Origin of the sequence: Lentibacillus halophilus, from assembly GCF_039522485.1 — a bacterium.
Lineage (GTDB): Bacteria > Bacillota > Bacilli > Bacillales > Amphibacillaceae > Lentibacillus > Lentibacillus halophilus.
On the sequence record NZ_BAAADM010000054.1, the window covers coordinates 268,918 to 284,272 of the forward strand.

Below are 15,355 nucleotides of genomic sequence, written 5' to 3' on the forward strand. Positions count from 1 at the left end.
TAAGGAGGGCGAAGGTATGAGTGAATCAAGTAATGACATGCCACAATTGAATATAGGTGATATTGTAACAGGGACTGTCGTGAAAGTGGAAGAAAAACAGGTTCTTGTGGATGTCGGCTATAAAACAGAAGGGATTGTTCCCATCAGTGAATTGTCCAGTCTTCATATTGAGCAAGCTAGTGACATCGCACAAGCCGATGATGAGATTGAATTGTATGTCAAAAGAATGGAAGATGATGAGGTTATCCTGTCTAAAAAAGCAGTAGATGCCGAAAAGGCATGGGAATCTTTGGAAGAACAGTATAATAATGGCGACGTTTTTGAAACGGAAGTGAAGGAAATTGTGAAAGGCGGCCTTGTTGCTGATGTTGGGGTGCGCGGTTTTATTCCAGCTTCACTGGTCGAAACGTACTATGTGGATGACTTTTCCGATTACATTAATCAACCATTACGTGTGAAAATAGTTGATTTGGATAGAGAACAAAACCGGGTTATTCTTTCCCATAAAGATGTCGTTCAGGATGAATTAAATGAAAAGAAACAGGAAGTTCTCCAATCATTGGAAGAAGGGCAAGTTCTCGAAGGAGTGGTTGAGCGGATCACCAATTTTGGTGTTTTTGTAAATCTTGGCGGAATTGATGGGTTGGTACATATTTCCCAATTGGCACATGAACACGTGGAAAAGGCATCCGATGTTGTCAGTGAAGGTGACACAGTGAATGTGGAAGTCCTTTCCGTTGACCGCGATAATGAACGCATTTCCTTATCCCGCAAAAGAACACTGCCTGGTCCATGGGCCAATATTGAAGATCGTGTGAGTCAGGGCGACATCCTTGAAGGAACAGTTAAACGGCTTGTGAACTTTGGTGCATTTGTTGAAGTCTTTCCTGGTGTTGAAGGATTGGTTCATATATCACAAATTGCCAACCGCCATATAGGAACACCGCAGGAAGTACTGGAAGTGGGTGAGGAGATTAACGTGAAGGTTCTTGATGTCAGTCAAAGGGATGAACGCATATCGCTCAGTATTAAAGAATTGGAACAAGAACAAGAAGCTTCTGACGTTAAAGAATATCAAAAAGATGACGATGAACCAGGATTTCAACTTGGTGATTTCATTGGTGACAAATTGGACAAATATAAATAGTCGGGACGAATAATGACGTTTCGCGGCATAATAAAAAAGGGCTTTTTCCCGTTTGGAAAGAGCCCTTTTTATGTTTAATGTTAAAAAAAGCTTGCCATACTTATAATGGTAGGTGTTTTTTTATGAATGATGGACTTATTTTTTATTGGCTCGCTTGGGCCGGCTGTATTATTGTTGCATGTTTTATGCCGGAAGGAAAAACCCGGACTACTTTTACGTGCTTCGTATTAATACTGATTCTTTTTGCTGATGTTCAATTGCCGTTTGGTATATTCCATTTTTCCCTAAGTTATGTTGTTTTGCTGACGGTAACCTTTTATCAGCTTGCCCGCCTTAACCGTTTTCTGTTTTCTTTGTTGGTATCATTTACTATCATGATAGGGTATACGGGTCTGCTTATTTGGTACATGCTTTCTCCGATCGGGCTGTTTTTGCCTAAGATTGTATGGATTCCTTTGTTTATTCTATTGCTGACCATTTGGATGATCCGCACGTTCCGAAACAGGCTGTTCTGCTGTATTGCTGGAATAGTAGGGGGAGAATGGCTATACAGTCTGATTTTGACAACATATTCATTTTCGGATGTCATTGGTGATATGGTTTTTCTGGATACCGTCTCAATCGTTACAGCTGCTTTGATTGGACAGCATCTTTTGAATACTGGAACACGTAAATTAAATGAACAACTGAAAAACGCTGCATTAAGGCGAGGAACGTTTATAAAAAAGAAAGCACAGTAGTTATTCCGATTGTGTGAAGGATAGCAAGACCTGAACGGAAAGAAGCTTTATAATATAATTGTGCTCATCCCGTTCATTTGCTAGAATATTTACTTAGTATGATGCAGAGAGAAACGGAAAGGATGGCCTTTTCATGAGGAAATCGGTTGTAGCAATTGTAGGAAGACCGAATGTGGGAAAATCAACTATTTTCAATTGGCTTGTCGGGGAACGCATTTCCATTGTGGAAGACACACCAGGCGTGACACGCGACCGGGTCTATGCCGAAGCTGAATGGCTCACAACATCGTTTAATGTTATTGACACTGGCGGAATTGAAGTGAGCAATGAACCACTGCTGGTACAAATGCGGCATCAGGCTGAAATTGCCATTGAGGAATCGGATGTCATTGTTTTTATGCTTAATGGCCAGGAAGGAATAACGGCAGCTGATGAAGAAGTTGCCAAAATTCTTTACAAATCAAACAAGCCTATTGTTATAGCTGTCAATAAAATGGATAACCCCAAAATGCGTGAGACCATTTACGAGTATTACGCATTGGGTTTCGGTGAGCCGTACCCGATATCGGGAGAGCACGGACTGGGTCTGGGGGATTTGCTGGATACTGTTATCGGGTATTTTCCTGAACAGCACGTTGCTAGTCGTGATGATGATACAATTTATTTCAGTGTCATTGGACGGCCGAATGTAGGCAAATCATCGCTTGTCAACGCGCTTCTGAACGAAGAACGTGTCATTGTCAGTGACATTGAGGGAACAACACGAGAAGCCATTGATACCCGTTTACATAAAGATGACCAGGATTTTGTCATTATTGATACAGCGGGTATGCGAAAACGCGGGAAAGTTTATGAAGCGACGGAAAAGTACAGTATCCTCCGGGCTTTGAAAGCCATTGAGCGATCCGATGTTGTTCTGGCGTTGATCGATGCTGAAACCGGTATACGAGAACAGGATAAAAAGGTTGCCGGTTACGCCCACGAGTCCGGAAAAGCGATGATCCTTGTTGTCAACAAATGGGACACAGTCGATAAAGATGAAAAATCGATGAGGGAATTTGAGAAAAAGGTCCGCTCTCAATTTCAATATTTGGATTATGCCCCTATGGTATTTCTGTCAGCTAAGACCAAAAAACGGATACATACATTGACTCCAGCCATCAAAACGGCCAGTGAAAATCATGCGAAACGTGTTCCAACAAATGTTTTGAATGATGTTATCAATGATGCACTCGCATTAAATCCGGTGCCAACAATCAAAGGCAAACGTCTGAAAGTGCTTTATGCAACACAGGTGGCTGTTAAACCGCCATCATTTGTCATATTTGTCAATGATCCATCGTTAATGCACTTTTCATTTGAACGCTTTTTGCAAAATAGAATCAGAGAAGCGTTTGGTTTTACTGGAACACCGATTAACATTTTCGCTCGTAAACGTGCTTGAAAAGGGGGAATATGATTGCAAAAAATAGCCGTATTAGGTGCCGGCAGTTGGGGTACCGCATTAAGCATAGTGTTGGCGGATAACGGTCATGATGTTCGACTATGGACCCATCGTAGCGAACAGGCAAAGGAAATCAATACATTCCACACAAATGAAACGTATTTACAGGTACAGTTGCCGATGAAGCTAAAGGCGTATGATAAGCTTGAAGAAGCTGTTGAGGATGTGTCGGCAATTGTTATAGTGGTGCCGACGAAAGCCGTTGATGACGTTTGCCGTAAATTAAACAGCCTTGTCCACCATCAACCGGTCATTATCCACGCAACAAAAGGTATTGAGCCGGAATCACTTAAACGTGTCTCACAGTTAATTAGTGAGGAAATGGATGCCTATTCCTATGAAGATATTGTTGTACTTTCAGGCCCCAGTCATGCTGAGGAGGTTGGTAAGCGCCAGCCCACCACTGTCACTGTATCATCGATGAATGAGGAAAATGCGGCATTCGCACAGGATTTGTTTATTAACGAATCATTCCGGGTTTATACAAGCACAGATATGGTAGGCATTGAGTTGGGAGGTGCATTAAAAAACATTATTGCTCTGGGAGCAGGTATTTCCGACGGCTTAGGGTATGGTGACAACGCTAAATCTGCCCTTATTACGAGAGGGCTCGCGGAAATAACCCGGCTTGGAGCATCCCTAGGGGCTAACCCCATCACCTTTTTAGGACTTCCAGGGGTGGGAGACCTGATTGTTACATGCACAAGCACCCATAGCCGCAACTGGCGTGCAGGAAACATGCTTGGTCAGGGCTGGAAGCTGGATGATGTGCTGGAACAAATGGGGATGGCTGTTGAGGGTGTCCGAACAACCAAAGCCGCGAGCCAATTTGCACACCAGCAACAAATCGAGATGCCGATAACGAATGGACTTTATCAGGTTCTGTTTGAAGATAAAGCCCCTGGGGATGTGGTCGATCAGCTTATGAATCGTCATAAACGGGAAGAAATGGATGATTTATCAGGATTTATCCGCACAGATTGCTCAGACTGACACGTCATCGTCTGCCATGCATATAATATGTTGAAGTTAATATGCAAGGAGGCGAGCATGTGAGTCATTTTCAGGGTAATCCTTTTGATAAGGTGAAGCAGCAAACGAATATAGACCCGAATGATATTCATAAAGTGGCAAACTCTGTGAAAAACGCTGACTTTTCAGATGAAAAAACGGTTCGGGATCTTGTTCAACAGTTAGCAACGATGGCTGATAAACCCATTTCCAAATCAAAAGAAGACCGGATCGTTGAAACGATAACGAAAAACAATATGCCAATGGATATGGACACGTTAAATGAGATGTTAAAACGATAGATATATCTGGGCAAGTGAGGAGACATTGTTTTGCATGCTTGCATAAACTAAATCGCACAAGCATTCATGGCTGGAGCTGCTGTGGGTATTTATTTAGTCAATCCGGGATGAAGACAGCCCCTCTTCGCCCGGATATTTTTATGTATCTGCCCTTATCGATTATGTTATAATGCATGTTGTTTGCAGCAATGAATTGAGGTGAGTTAAATGTCTGAAGGAATGCTGAATATGTGGATTTCGTTCATCGGTATGGGGCTGCTGCTTTTAGCCATGGGGCTTATTCTTGTTAGCAGATACAAACTAAAAGGATGGGCGTCAGGCATTGTGTCTATTTTGGCCTATTTGTCCTTGATCATTGGCGCTGTCATTATTTTATACATCGTGTTCAGCGGTCCAACACGCTAGGAGGTTTCCTATATGATTAAGCATACATATACAGTTCTTTATTTGACGGTTATGGTTATTTTTTTGACCGGGTGCCTCTATCCGGAAAGTGAAATGTCTAAAAACAACGTACCGAACGAGTCCCAATTGAAAAAGGTACAGACAGCGGTTGATCAGTATCAAAAAGAAACAGACGGACTGCTGCCGATTAAGACAAAATCAAAGGACACACCGATTTTCCGAAAGCATCTAATTAGCTTTCAGGACTTAAAAGATCGGAATTTGTTGTCAGAAATCCCTGGAACGGCGTATGAAAATGGTGGTATTTATCAATATACGATTATAACACCGGATGAGAACCCGAGAGTGAAGCTGATTGATCTGCGGATGGCTGATGCCATAAGAGAAGTGATCACAAAAGTACAAATGTATCGTAAAGAGAATAAATATCCTCCATTCGGTCATGAAATTTCGAAAGGCGTTTACCGGATTAATTATAAAAAACTCGGATTGGACAAGCGTCCCTATGTAAAAAGTCCCTATTCCAAAGAAAATCTTCCCATCGTGATGGATACCAACGGTGATTTGTATGTTGATTATAGTGTAGATTTGAATCGGGCACTGCAGAAATATGATCATCATTATCAAATAGGGGACGATATAAGGTATTTGCTTGCGGAAAACACCCCTTTTGTCCCGGCATACTCCCTTCCATACACCATTCAGGACGGCAAACCAGTATTCCAGGTTTCCGTTAATAAAAATCAATAATCAATCATAATCGATCCTTTGTAACATATAGTGTGTTGCAAGGGATTTTTATTATTGTTTTAAATCAGATTCATCTTTTTCACTCTTTTCGTCAGGATCAGGGCATATTTTGATGGGACAACATCATATATTTATAATGTCTATATTTTTCAGGTATTTATGATTATGCAATAGGAGATCGGGAGGGGATCACTTGGAGAAAGTTGATATTTTTAAAGATATTTCGAAGCGGACAAACGGCGATATTTACCTTGGAGTCGTGGGCGCGGTCCGGACCGGAAAATCAACATTTGTTAAACGATTTATGGAACTGGGAATCATGCCGAATATATCTGATGAAGGTGAACGGGACAGGGCTCATGATGAATTGCCGCAAAGTGCTGCTGGACGAACAATTATGACGACGGAACCGAAGTTTATTCCCAACCAGGCCGTGTCTATCCATGTTGACGAAGGGCTTGATGTAAATGTCCGTCTGGTGGATTGTGTCGGTTATGCTGTGGAAGGGGCAAAAGGTTTTGAAGATGAAAATGGACCAAGGATGATCAATACACCGTGGTATGAAGAACCGATTCCATTTCATGATGCCGCCGAGATTGGTACGAGAAAGGTTATCCAGGAGCACTCAACCATTGGCGTCATCATAACAACAGATGGGTCGTTCGGTGATATTGAACGTAGCGATTACGAGGAGCCGGAAGAAAAAATCGTTGAGGAAATGAAAGAAGTCGGCAAACCCTTTATCATGGTTGTCAATTCATCGCAACCTACAAGTGATGAAACGGAACAATTGCGACATGATCTGGCGGAAAAATATGACATACCCGTTTTGTCCGTCAACATTGAATCAATGTCGGAGCATGATGTTTATAATGTGATGCGTGAAGCCTTATATGAATTCCCTGTGTTGGAAGTTAATGTGAACCTTCCTAGCTGGGTGATGGTGCTGCATGATGATCACTGGCTGCGCAAGGATTATCAGGAAGCCATTCAGACAACGGTGAAAAACATCCGAAGGCTTCGGGATGTGGATAGCATTGTCGGTGACTTTGACGGTTATGATTATATTGACAGCGCCAATCTTGCTGGTATGGAAATGGGAGAGGGCGTAGCGGAAATTGACCTCCATGCCCCCAACTATTTATATGACGAGGTTCTAAAAGAGATAGTCGGGGAGGAAATACGTGGCAAGGAACATTTGCTTGAATTAATGCAGGAATTTGCCCATGCCAAACGGGAATATGATCAGGTTTCAAGCGCCTTGCAAATGGTGAAGCAAACCGGTTATGGAATCGCTGCTCCGCAATTGGAAGATATGCAGCTGGATGAACCAGAAATTATACGACAAGGGTCTCGATTCGGTGTACGACTGAAAGCCATTGCTCCTTCCATTCACATGGTCAAAGTGGATGTTGAATCGGAATTTGCCCCTATTATCGGAACGGAAAAGCAAAGTGAGGAATTGGTCAGGTATCTGATGCAGGATTTTGAGGAGGACCCGCTGTCGATTTGGGAATCCGATATATTCGGGCGATCATTGAATTCCATCGTCAGAGAAGGTATACAGGCGAAAATCTCCCTTATGCCGGAAAATGCAAGGTATAAATTGAAAGATACACTGGAACGGATTATCAATGAAGGTTCCGGTGGTTTAATAGCCATTATTTTATAGCAGCTAGCCATAGTTGCTATTTTTTTGTCTAATGTTTTTTTTTAATATGGGCATACCTTAAGATTTTTAATCAAAGGCAGGATTTCACATCTTTATGTCGTATATAGTTTGTATGGGGCGGTATGATGCATTCGGGGACACATCGCACTTCATTTTACCATTAATATCCATCATTCGTAATCGGAACAAGAAACATAACCAAAAAAAGAAATAAATATGGATAAATTATATGTATATTGTTGAATTTTGGTTTCATCTCGTTTAACATAAGCCTTGTCATCATTGATTTGATGGTGTTGGGTTTAAAAATGCACGATTTGGAAACAAATGGTTGTACATGATAAGATGTTTCTATACCGTTTGGAAACTTCATGGGAGGAGGTGAATGTCATGAATAAAACAGACTTGATAGATGCTGTTGCAGAAAAAAGCGACCTTTCCAAAAAAGATGCTACAAAAGCTGTGGATGCAGTTTTTGACTCTGTCATGGATTCACTTAAACAAGGTGAAAAAGTACAATTAATCGGCTTTGGCAACTTTGAAGTGCGTGAACGTTCGGAACGGAAAGGACGCAATCCGCAAACAGGAGAAGAAATAAAGATTCCTGCAAGCAAAGTTCCTGCGTTCAAACCAGGCAAAGCCCTTAAAGAAAGTGTTCAATAATTTTCTTACATAGGGCATAAGGGCACGTTCAGACGTGCTCTTTTTTCACTTTAATACCTTTTTAAACATCTCACCATTGATAAAGGTTTAAGATTTATTCATGAATCTGTTGGTCAGAGATCAGATATGATGGTGTACTGGGAGTGTTAAAATGGAAAAAAATGACTTTTTTGTTATAAAAGCGTTGGAAGATGGTGTGAATGTAATTGGTTTGACAAGGGGCAGTGATACACGCTTCCATCATTCGGAAAAACTGGATGCAAATGAAGTGATGATCGCACAGTTCACAGAACATACGTCGGCTGTAAAAGTGAGGGGAAAAGCTGTTATTCAAACAAGTCACGGGGAGATGGAAAACGGCTAGCCGGTAAGAACGGTCCCCTTCTGCCACGTCTTTTCGATTTTTTGTTATGGAACATGCCGAGATTATGCTATAATATATGTACAATTTGCAGCAAATAAGAAGGGTGCCGATGGTTATGTTGGACAGATCCAGTATGAACATGAGCGATCTAAAAGAGCTGATTCGTGATAAAATACATAATCCGCTGATTGCAAAATATGTACAGGTTCCGTATTTGAATGATGATAAATTATATATACTAACCACCATCCTTAACAATACATTATTATCGGATGAAACGAAGAAAAATTATATTTTGGCAACCATGCTTGTTCAAACAGCGTTGGATATACATGATACAGTGCCTGAAACCAATGAACGTCCGCATACGGAATGTGAAGAGAAATCCAAACAATTATCCGTCCTGGCCGGTGATTATTACAGCAGTCTATATTACCTGCTTCTTTCCGAGACAGAGGATATTGGACTGATTAGCGTGCTGGCAGCGGCTATTAATGAAATCAATGAAACGAAAATGCAATTATATTATGAAAGAAATCATGAGTCGTTTAATTTAGTCCTCCAGCGTATTAAAAAATTGGATTCACTCTTAATTACACGGGTTGCTGATTTTGCTGGAGAAAAAACCATCCGGAGTGTTGCCCCGGAATGGCTTGCCGTCAAAAAGCTGGCTACTGCGAGAACATCCATAAAAAATGCCGATGTAGCATCGTTTGATATATGGAATGAATATATTGCAGCTGAAAATGATCAGACCATTGTATCGTTTCTTAATAGGGAGTTGGAAGCAATGGATACTTGTTTGCGGCAATTTCCGGCCGATTTTGCGTGTTTGAGTGCTGAGCTCAGAAATACTAGTAATGAATCCTTATCCGAAAGCGGATCGATTGCGGAAGAAGGGTAGAGGTATGAAGCCATCACCGAAAGAAGAACGGGTACATCATGTGTTTGAAAAGATTTCGGATCGATATGATAAGATGAACTCGATTATTTCCTTTCAACGCCATAAAGCCTGGCGCAAAGATGTCATGAAACAAATGAACGTGCCGGAAGGGGCATCAGCATTAGATCTATGCTGCGGTACCGGGGACTGGGCTTTTTCTCTCGCGGGAGCTGCAGGCGAATCCGGTCATGTGATCGGTTTGGACTTTAGCAACAATATGCTGGCTGTGGCTAGATCAAAAAAAGACACGGCTCAACACAAACAGTTGACTTTTATGCAGGGTAATGCCATGGAGCTTCCGTTTGAAAGCCATTCATTTGATTATGTCACCATTGGTTTTGGACTGCGTAACGTTCCTGACTATATGAGAGTACTTGAAGAAATGCATCGTGTTGTTAAACCGGGCGGATCAGCTGTATGTCTGGAGACTTCTCAGCCAACGCTGATTGGCTTTCGACAAGCCTATTATTTTTATTTCCGTTTTATCATGCCGTTGCTGGGAAAATTATTTGCCAAAAGTTACAAAGAATATGCATGGCTGCATGAATCAGCAAAAGATTTTCCTGATAAACAAACACTGAAACAAATGTTTTATACGGCCGGTTTTGACTATGTCAAGGTGAAGCCGTATACGGGAGGAGTGGCTGCTATGCATATGGGAATGAAAAAGGACCAGGATGGGTAAGTGCTTTCCGCACAGCACAATGACGTTTTTATATCGATGTTGTGACGGATGAGTCCGCTTTTGCTATTGGATTATACAGGTGAGACAGGACATCCAGTCAATACAGGATTAAAGGTGACATGCATGAAGTTGACGAAAACATACGGGCATTTAAAAAAAGAATTGGATATCATTGAACATGCTCTCGCTGATACGATTCAAGCCGATCATGATATATTGCGTGAAACGTCCACACAATTGTTGCAGGCGGGGGGAAAACGCATCCGCCCTGTTTTTGTCTTGTTGTGCGGCCAGTTTGGAGAATATCATACTGAGCGCATTAAAACAGTTGCTGTATCGTTGGAATTGATACATATGGCATCACTCGTACATGATGATGTGATCGATAATGCTTCATTACGGCGGGGCAACCCTACCATTAAATCGCTATATGGCAACCGCACAGCTATGTATACCGGTGATTTCATTCTGGCCAAGGCATTGGAAAACATCACCAAGCTGGAAACGCCTGCTGCACACCGCATTCTTTCCCGGACGATGGTTCAAGTTGCCAAGGGCGAAATTGAACAAATCAACGATAAGTATAACTTTGAACAAACCTTGCGTGATTATTTGCGAAGAATCAAACGCAAGACGGCATTGCTTATTGCCGCCAGTTGCAAACTTGGTGCCATTGCATCCGGTATCCCTGATAGACAGGCGGACAGGTTATTCCGCTATGGTTATTATATTGGTATGTCTTATCAAATTATTGATGACATCCTTGATTTCACCGCATCGGAACAGGAATTGGGAAAGTCCGCCGGAAATGATTTAATGCAAGGGAATGTTACCTTGCCAGTGCTTTTTGCAATGAAAGATCCATCGTTTGAGAAAAAACTGCGCGAAACATTCAGTAATCCGTCGCAGGTGACCGCTGCATCCATGGATCCATTGGTCAAATCATTAAAGCAGACCCATGCTATGAATGCTTCTTACCGGGTCAGTGATCACTATTTGCAAAAAGCGCTGATGCAGTTGGAATATCTTCCACATGATAAAGCAAAGCACACATTGCAACGCATTGCGAAGTATATTGGTAAAAGACGTTCTTAAGCATGTTGTTATTCAACCGGAAGTCTGATAAAATTTTTTACGGTTCGTTTGAACAAACTACATAAAAAAAGAGGTGCACAAAATGGAAAAAACATTTTTAATGGTAAAGCCGGATGGCGTTCAACGCAATCTGGTCGGTGAAATGGTAAGTCGATTTGAGCGTAAAGGATTTAAATTGGTCGGAGCAAAGCTTATGCAAATGTCTGATGATATGGCAAAAACACATTATGACGAGCACCAAGATAAACCATTCTACGGGGAATTGGTTGAATTCATCACATCCGGACCTGTTTTTGCAATGGTGTGGGAAGGAGAAAATGTCATTGCGATAGCACGCGATATGATGGGCAAAACCAACCCACTTGAAGCAGCTCCCGGCACAATTCGCGGAGACTATGGTATGACGGTCGGAAAAAATATCATTCATGGATCCGATTCTCCTGAGAGTGCTGAAAAAGAAATCAATCTTTTCTTCCAGGACAATGAAATTAAAACTTATTCCAAACAGGATAGTGAATGGATTTATTGAGTGTTGGGCCTCCGTTTTTGAACGGAGGTTTTGTATACACGAAAAACATACCTAACCGTTTGATGTGATGCAAACGTATTTTTTTTACCAGTCAGAAGATGCGGTAAATTTTTTAATGAAAACTACCAATAGTGAGCTTTGATATGATATAGTAATACAAAATTCCGTGAAGGAGGAAGTGACATGCGGTACATGACAGCCGGTGAGTCTCATGGTAAACAAATGACGACAATTGTGGAGGGCGTCCCTTCCAATATGCCGTTGCTTCAGGAAGATATTAACGGATCATTGGTCCGGAGGCAAAAAGGGCATGGTCGTGGCAAACGAATGCAAATTGAAAAAGATATGGCGGAAATCACAAGCGGTGTAAGGCATGGGTATACCCTCGGTTCACCGATATCGCTGGTCATACATAATGATGATTTTAGACACTGGGTTGACATCATGGGTGAAGACCCCGTTGAGGACGACAAACAATTGCGGCGGAAAGTATCACGTCCAAGGCCAGGACATGCTGATTTGAATGGAGCGCTGAAATATGGTCACCGTGATATGCGGAACGTTCTAGAGCGTTCATCAGCAAGAGAAACGGCTGCACGTGTTGCGGCTGGTGCGGTTGCCAAAACGCTGCTTAAACAGTTGGACATCCATATTGCCGGTTATGTCAAAGAAATAGCCGGAATTACAGCAGAAGACGACAGTTCCTTAACCATTGCCGACAGACAACGGATTTCTGAAGATTCCCCTGTCCGAACCCTTGATGAAAATGTCGAGCAACCCATGAAGGATGCCATCGATCAAGCCAAAAAAGATGGCGATTCCATAGGTGGTGTTGCGGAAGTGTATGTTGAAGGATTGCCAGCAGGCATCGGATCATACGTTCATTATGATCGTAAATTGGATGGACGAATAGCGGGCAACGTTATGAGTATTAATGCATTTAAAGGGGTTGAATTCGGGCTGGGATTTGAAGCAGCTCGAAAACATGGCAGTCAGGTTCACGATGAAATCACGTGGAGTGAGGAAGCTGGTTATTATCGAAAGACAAACCGACTTGGAGGATTGGAAGGCGGAATGTCAACCGGTATGCCGCTTATCATAAAGGGGGTTATGAAACCCATCCCAACGCTGTATAAGCCACTTCAAAGCATTGATATCGAAACAAAAGAAGCCTTTAATGCAAGCATTGAACGGTCTGATTCCTGTGCTGTGCCTGCTGCATCCGTCGTCATGGAGCATGTTGTGGCTTTTGAAATTGCTAAAGCTATAACGGAGCAATTTCCGCATGATCAATTCCCGAAACTACAGAAAGCAATTAACGATTATCGTGAAGAAATAAGGTGCTTCTGATGGATGTTTTGAATGTAAAGGCCGCTTCCAGGACATACCCCATATACGTCGGAGAAGGTATTCGTCGTGACATCAATTATTTGTTGCCCGGATCCTATACGTCCGTACTGATTATTACGGATGAAGCAGTCAGTGGCCATTACCTGGAAGATGTTAAAGAAGGATTGGACCAGTCCCGTGTTTTCACCCATGTTATTCCAGTGGGCGAACAAGCAAAAAGTGTCGACATATTTTATCAACTCCACACCAAAGCCATCACATGCGGACTTGACAGACAGTCACTGATTATCGCGCTTGGGGGCGGAGTTGTAGGGGATGCGGCAGGCTTTGCAGCAGCAACTTTTATGCGCGGAATTGATTTCATTCAAATGCCGACGACCATTCTTGCTCATGATAGCAGTGTCGGTGGGAAGGTTGCTATTAATCATGAGCACGGGAAAAATTTGATTGGCAATTTTTATCCACCGAATGCCGTCATTTATGATATACAAACATTGCACACACTCAATAAGCAGGAAATACGGTCAGGTTATGCGGAACTTGTCAAAGAGGCGCTACTTTCTGATGCCGATTTTTTTCACACACTGATGAATCGAAATTTAGCATCATTGACCAATAACGAACTTACTGAGGATATTATGAGAGGTATTCGTATAAAAGCATCCATTGTTGAAACGGATGAATACGAATCAGGTGTCCGCACATATCTCAATCTGGGTCACACACTGGGACATGCGCTGGAAGCTTTGCTCGGTTATGGAAAATGGACACATGGGGAGCTAGTGGCCATTGGGTTGTTATTTGCCATACGGGTCAGTGAGGGAGCCTATGATACAAATCTTCCATTGGAAAAGCTATATACTTGGTTGAAAACAAACGACTATCCATTAGAATTGCCGGTAATTGATGCAGAGACGATCATTACAAAGATGAAACTGGACAAAAAAGCAAACAATGCCTCCATCCGAATGGTTCTTTTGAAAGAAGTGGGTCACCCATGCACCGATAACATCGATGATGCAGATTTACGAGTTCACTTGACATCTTTTCTGGATGAACTGGCAAAACAAGCAAAGAATGGGGGATGAGACGATGAGGAATAAAGATATACTTGAACAAATGACACCATATAAACCCGGCAAACGAATAGACGACGTGAAGAACGACTATGGGTTGAACCGGATTGTCAAACTGGCGTCCAATGAAAATCCATACGGCTGTTCCGATCAAGTATATACATATATGGCTGGGGCAACGATTCCGTATCATTTTTATCCGGATGGTTATGCATCGGAATTGCGGAAGACTTTAGCGTCTAAATGGCATGTATCCGAAAAGCAGTTGCTGTTTGGAGCTGGAACAGATGAGATTGTACAAATGATTGCCCGAGCTTTTTTATACCCTGGTGCAAACACCGTTATGGCTGCACCAACTTTTCCCCAATATAAGCACGGGGCGTGGATTGAGGGAGCAGAAGTGACGGAAGTGCCCCTAATTGATGGGTATCATGATTTATCTGGGATGCTTGATGCGATTGATGATCGGACGACTGTTGTATGGCTTTGCTCGCCAAATAATCCGACGGGATGCGCTATCCCTGAAAATGATTTTTATACGTTTATGAATGCTTGTCCATCTGATGTTCTCGTTGTACTGGATGAAGCTTATTACGAATACATGAGCAAAGATGCTGATCCTCATGTGCTGAACAATTTGGATAAGTATGATAATTTGATTGTTCTCCGCACATTTTCCAAGGCTTACGGTTTGGCGGGCTTAAGAGTGGGATACGGCATAGCATCTGAATCATTGATTAAAAAGTTGGATGTTATTAGAGGGCCATTCAACGTATCGTCTTTAGCTCAGGAAGCGGCATCCGTGGCGATCCAGGATAATGTGTTTCTTGAGCAGACACTACAAAATACACACGCTATTAAAAATTCATTTGAGCACTTTTTGGATACGATTGGATGGCAATATTATGATTCGGAAACAAACTTTTTACTCATATCAACACCTATAAGCGGTACGCGTGTGCATCAGCATTTACTGGAGAATGGGTTCATTGTTAAAGCAGGGGAAGACATCGGTGCACCCCGTACCATCCGTGTAACGATTGGTGAGGAAAACGATATGGAAGATATGAAAGGCGTTCTGCGCCAAATGAATGGCAAACTGGATAAGGAGTAATCATT

General features: G+C 42.2%; 17 protein-coding genes. All 17 read left to right on the forward strand.

All coding sequences use genetic code 11. The features are described 5' to 3' along the window. The first annotated feature begins 16 nt into the window (after window positions 1-16). The 17 genes from rpsA (at window position 17) to hisC (ending at window position 15,350) form a co-directional block, all read left to right on the forward strand. Window positions 17-1,147 carry a 30S ribosomal protein S1 gene (gene rpsA, locus ABDZ72_RS11125; protein WP_343753058.1) on the forward strand — a complete coding sequence of 377 codons (1,131 nt, stop codon included), beginning with the start codon at window positions 17-19 and terminating at the stop codon, window positions 1,145-1,147. A gap of 122 nt (window positions 1,148-1,269) precedes the next feature. Beyond that, entirely contained in the window at window positions 1,270-1,887 is a 618-nt protein-coding gene (locus ABDZ72_RS11130) for a YphA family membrane protein (protein ID WP_343753060.1), read from the forward strand. A 133-nt stretch (window positions 1,888-2,020) separates the two neighbouring features. After that, complete coding sequence (der, locus tag ABDZ72_RS11135) at window positions 2,021-3,331, forward strand: ribosome biogenesis GTPase Der (protein WP_343753062.1); 1,311 nt, start codon at window positions 2,021-2,023, stop codon at window positions 3,329-3,331. 15 nt (window positions 3,332-3,346) lie between these two features. Continuing rightward, the gene (locus ABDZ72_RS11140; protein ID WP_343753064.1) at window positions 3,347-4,384 is read left to right on the forward strand and encodes an NAD(P)H-dependent glycerol-3-phosphate dehydrogenase; all 1,038 of its coding nucleotides are present in this window, start codon (window positions 3,347-3,349) and stop codon (window positions 4,382-4,384) included. A gap of 59 nt (window positions 4,385-4,443) precedes the next feature. Then, window positions 4,444-4,704, forward strand: a complete 261-nt coding sequence (locus ABDZ72_RS11145) for a stage VI sporulation protein F (protein WP_343753066.1) — start codon at window positions 4,444-4,446, stop codon at window positions 4,702-4,704. Window positions 4,705-4,911: 207 nt separating this feature from the next. Then, a complete protein-coding gene (locus ABDZ72_RS11150) occupies window positions 4,912-5,109 on the forward strand; it encodes a DUF2768 domain-containing protein (protein ID WP_343753068.1) in 198 nt (65 codons plus the stop codon). A 12-nt stretch (window positions 5,110-5,121) separates the two neighbouring features. Beyond that, entirely contained in the window at window positions 5,122-5,859 is a 738-nt protein-coding gene (locus tag ABDZ72_RS11155; RefSeq protein ID WP_343753070.1) for a hypothetical protein, read from the forward strand. A gap of 193 nt (window positions 5,860-6,052) precedes the next feature. Then, on the forward strand, window positions 6,053-7,531 hold the full coding sequence (gene spoIVA / locus ABDZ72_RS11160; RefSeq protein ID WP_343753072.1) for a stage IV sporulation protein A: 1,479 nt from the start codon (window positions 6,053-6,055) through the stop codon (window positions 7,529-7,531). Between the two features lie 390 nt (window positions 7,532-7,921). Further along, window positions 7,922-8,194, forward strand: a complete 273-nt coding sequence (locus ABDZ72_RS11165; RefSeq protein ID WP_343753074.1) for an HU family DNA-binding protein — start codon at window positions 7,922-7,924, stop codon at window positions 8,192-8,194. Between the two features lie 151 nt (window positions 8,195-8,345). Then, a complete protein-coding gene (mtrB, locus tag ABDZ72_RS11170; RefSeq protein ID WP_343753076.1) occupies window positions 8,346-8,558 on the forward strand; it encodes a trp RNA-binding attenuation protein MtrB in 213 nt (70 codons plus the stop codon). Between the two features lie 109 nt (window positions 8,559-8,667). Further along, complete coding sequence (locus ABDZ72_RS11175; protein WP_343753078.1) at window positions 8,668-9,462, forward strand: heptaprenyl diphosphate synthase component 1; 795 nt, start codon at window positions 8,668-8,670, stop codon at window positions 9,460-9,462. Window positions 9,463-9,466: 4 nt separating this feature from the next. Next, window positions 9,467-10,186, forward strand: a complete 720-nt coding sequence (locus tag ABDZ72_RS11180) for a demethylmenaquinone methyltransferase (protein ID WP_343753080.1) — start codon at window positions 9,467-9,469, stop codon at window positions 10,184-10,186. Between the two features lie 123 nt (window positions 10,187-10,309). Then, window positions 10,310-11,281 (forward strand): heptaprenyl diphosphate synthase component II, encoded by a 972-nt coding sequence (gene hepT, locus ABDZ72_RS11185; RefSeq protein ID WP_343753082.1) that lies wholly within the window; start codon window positions 10,310-10,312, stop codon window positions 11,279-11,281. An 82-nt stretch (window positions 11,282-11,363) separates the two neighbouring features. Next, window positions 11,364-11,810 carry a nucleoside-diphosphate kinase gene (gene ndk, locus ABDZ72_RS11190; RefSeq protein ID WP_343753084.1) on the forward strand — a complete coding sequence of 149 codons (447 nt, stop codon included), beginning with the start codon at window positions 11,364-11,366 and terminating at the stop codon, window positions 11,808-11,810. Between the two features lie 183 nt (window positions 11,811-11,993). After that, entirely contained in the window at window positions 11,994-13,160 is a 1,167-nt protein-coding gene (gene aroC / locus ABDZ72_RS11195; RefSeq protein WP_343753086.1) for a chorismate synthase, read from the forward strand. After that, the gene (aroB, locus tag ABDZ72_RS11200; protein ID WP_343753088.1) at window positions 13,160-14,248 is read left to right on the forward strand and encodes a 3-dehydroquinate synthase; all 1,089 of its coding nucleotides are present in this window, start codon (window positions 13,160-13,162) and stop codon (window positions 14,246-14,248) included. The genes aroC and aroB overlap by 1 nt, the downstream gene beginning before the upstream one ends. Window positions 14,249-14,252: 4 nt before the next feature. After that, window positions 14,253-15,350 (forward strand): histidinol-phosphate transaminase, encoded by a 1,098-nt coding sequence (hisC, locus tag ABDZ72_RS11205; RefSeq protein WP_343753090.1) that lies wholly within the window; start codon window positions 14,253-14,255, stop codon window positions 15,348-15,350. The last annotated feature ends 5 nt before the right edge of the window (window positions 15,351-15,355 follow it).

Bases quoted from the DNA above. Each gene is read 5' to 3' on its own strand.
- rpsA (WP_343753058.1), top strand. From the start codon at position 17: ATGAGTGAATCAAGTAATGACATGCCACAATTGAATATAGGTGATATT.
- ABDZ72_RS11130 (WP_343753060.1), top strand. From the start codon at position 1,270: ATGAATGATGGACTTATTTTTTATTGGCTCGCTTGGGCCGGCTGTATT.
- der (WP_343753062.1), top strand. From the start codon at position 2,021: ATGAGGAAATCGGTTGTAGCAATTGTAGGAAGACCGAATGTGGGAAAA.
- ABDZ72_RS11150 (WP_343753068.1), top strand. From the start codon at position 4,912: ATGTCTGAAGGAATGCTGAATATGTGGATTTCGTTCATCGGTATGGGG.
- ABDZ72_RS11155 (WP_343753070.1), top strand. From the start codon at position 5,122: ATGATTAAGCATACATATACAGTTCTTTATTTGACGGTTATGGTTATT.
- ABDZ72_RS11165 (WP_343753074.1), top strand. From the start codon at position 7,922: ATGAATAAAACAGACTTGATAGATGCTGTTGCAGAAAAAAGCGACCTT.
- mtrB (WP_343753076.1), top strand. From the start codon at position 8,346: ATGGAAAAAAATGACTTTTTTGTTATAAAAGCGTTGGAAGATGGTGTG.
- ABDZ72_RS11175 (WP_343753078.1), top strand. From the start codon at position 8,668: ATGGTTATGTTGGACAGATCCAGTATGAACATGAGCGATCTAAAAGAG.
- ABDZ72_RS11180 (WP_343753080.1), top strand. From the start codon at position 9,467: ATGAAGCCATCACCGAAAGAAGAACGGGTACATCATGTGTTTGAAAAG.
- hepT (WP_343753082.1), top strand. From the start codon at position 10,310: ATGAAGTTGACGAAAACATACGGGCATTTAAAAAAAGAATTGGATATC.
- ndk (WP_343753084.1), top strand. From the start codon at position 11,364: ATGGAAAAAACATTTTTAATGGTAAAGCCGGATGGCGTTCAACGCAAT.
- aroC (WP_343753086.1), top strand. From the start codon at position 11,994: ATGCGGTACATGACAGCCGGTGAGTCTCATGGTAAACAAATGACGACA.
- aroB (WP_343753088.1), top strand. From the start codon at position 13,160: ATGGATGTTTTGAATGTAAAGGCCGCTTCCAGGACATACCCCATATAC.
- hisC (WP_343753090.1), top strand. From the start codon at position 14,253: ATGAGGAATAAAGATATACTTGAACAAATGACACCATATAAACCCGGC.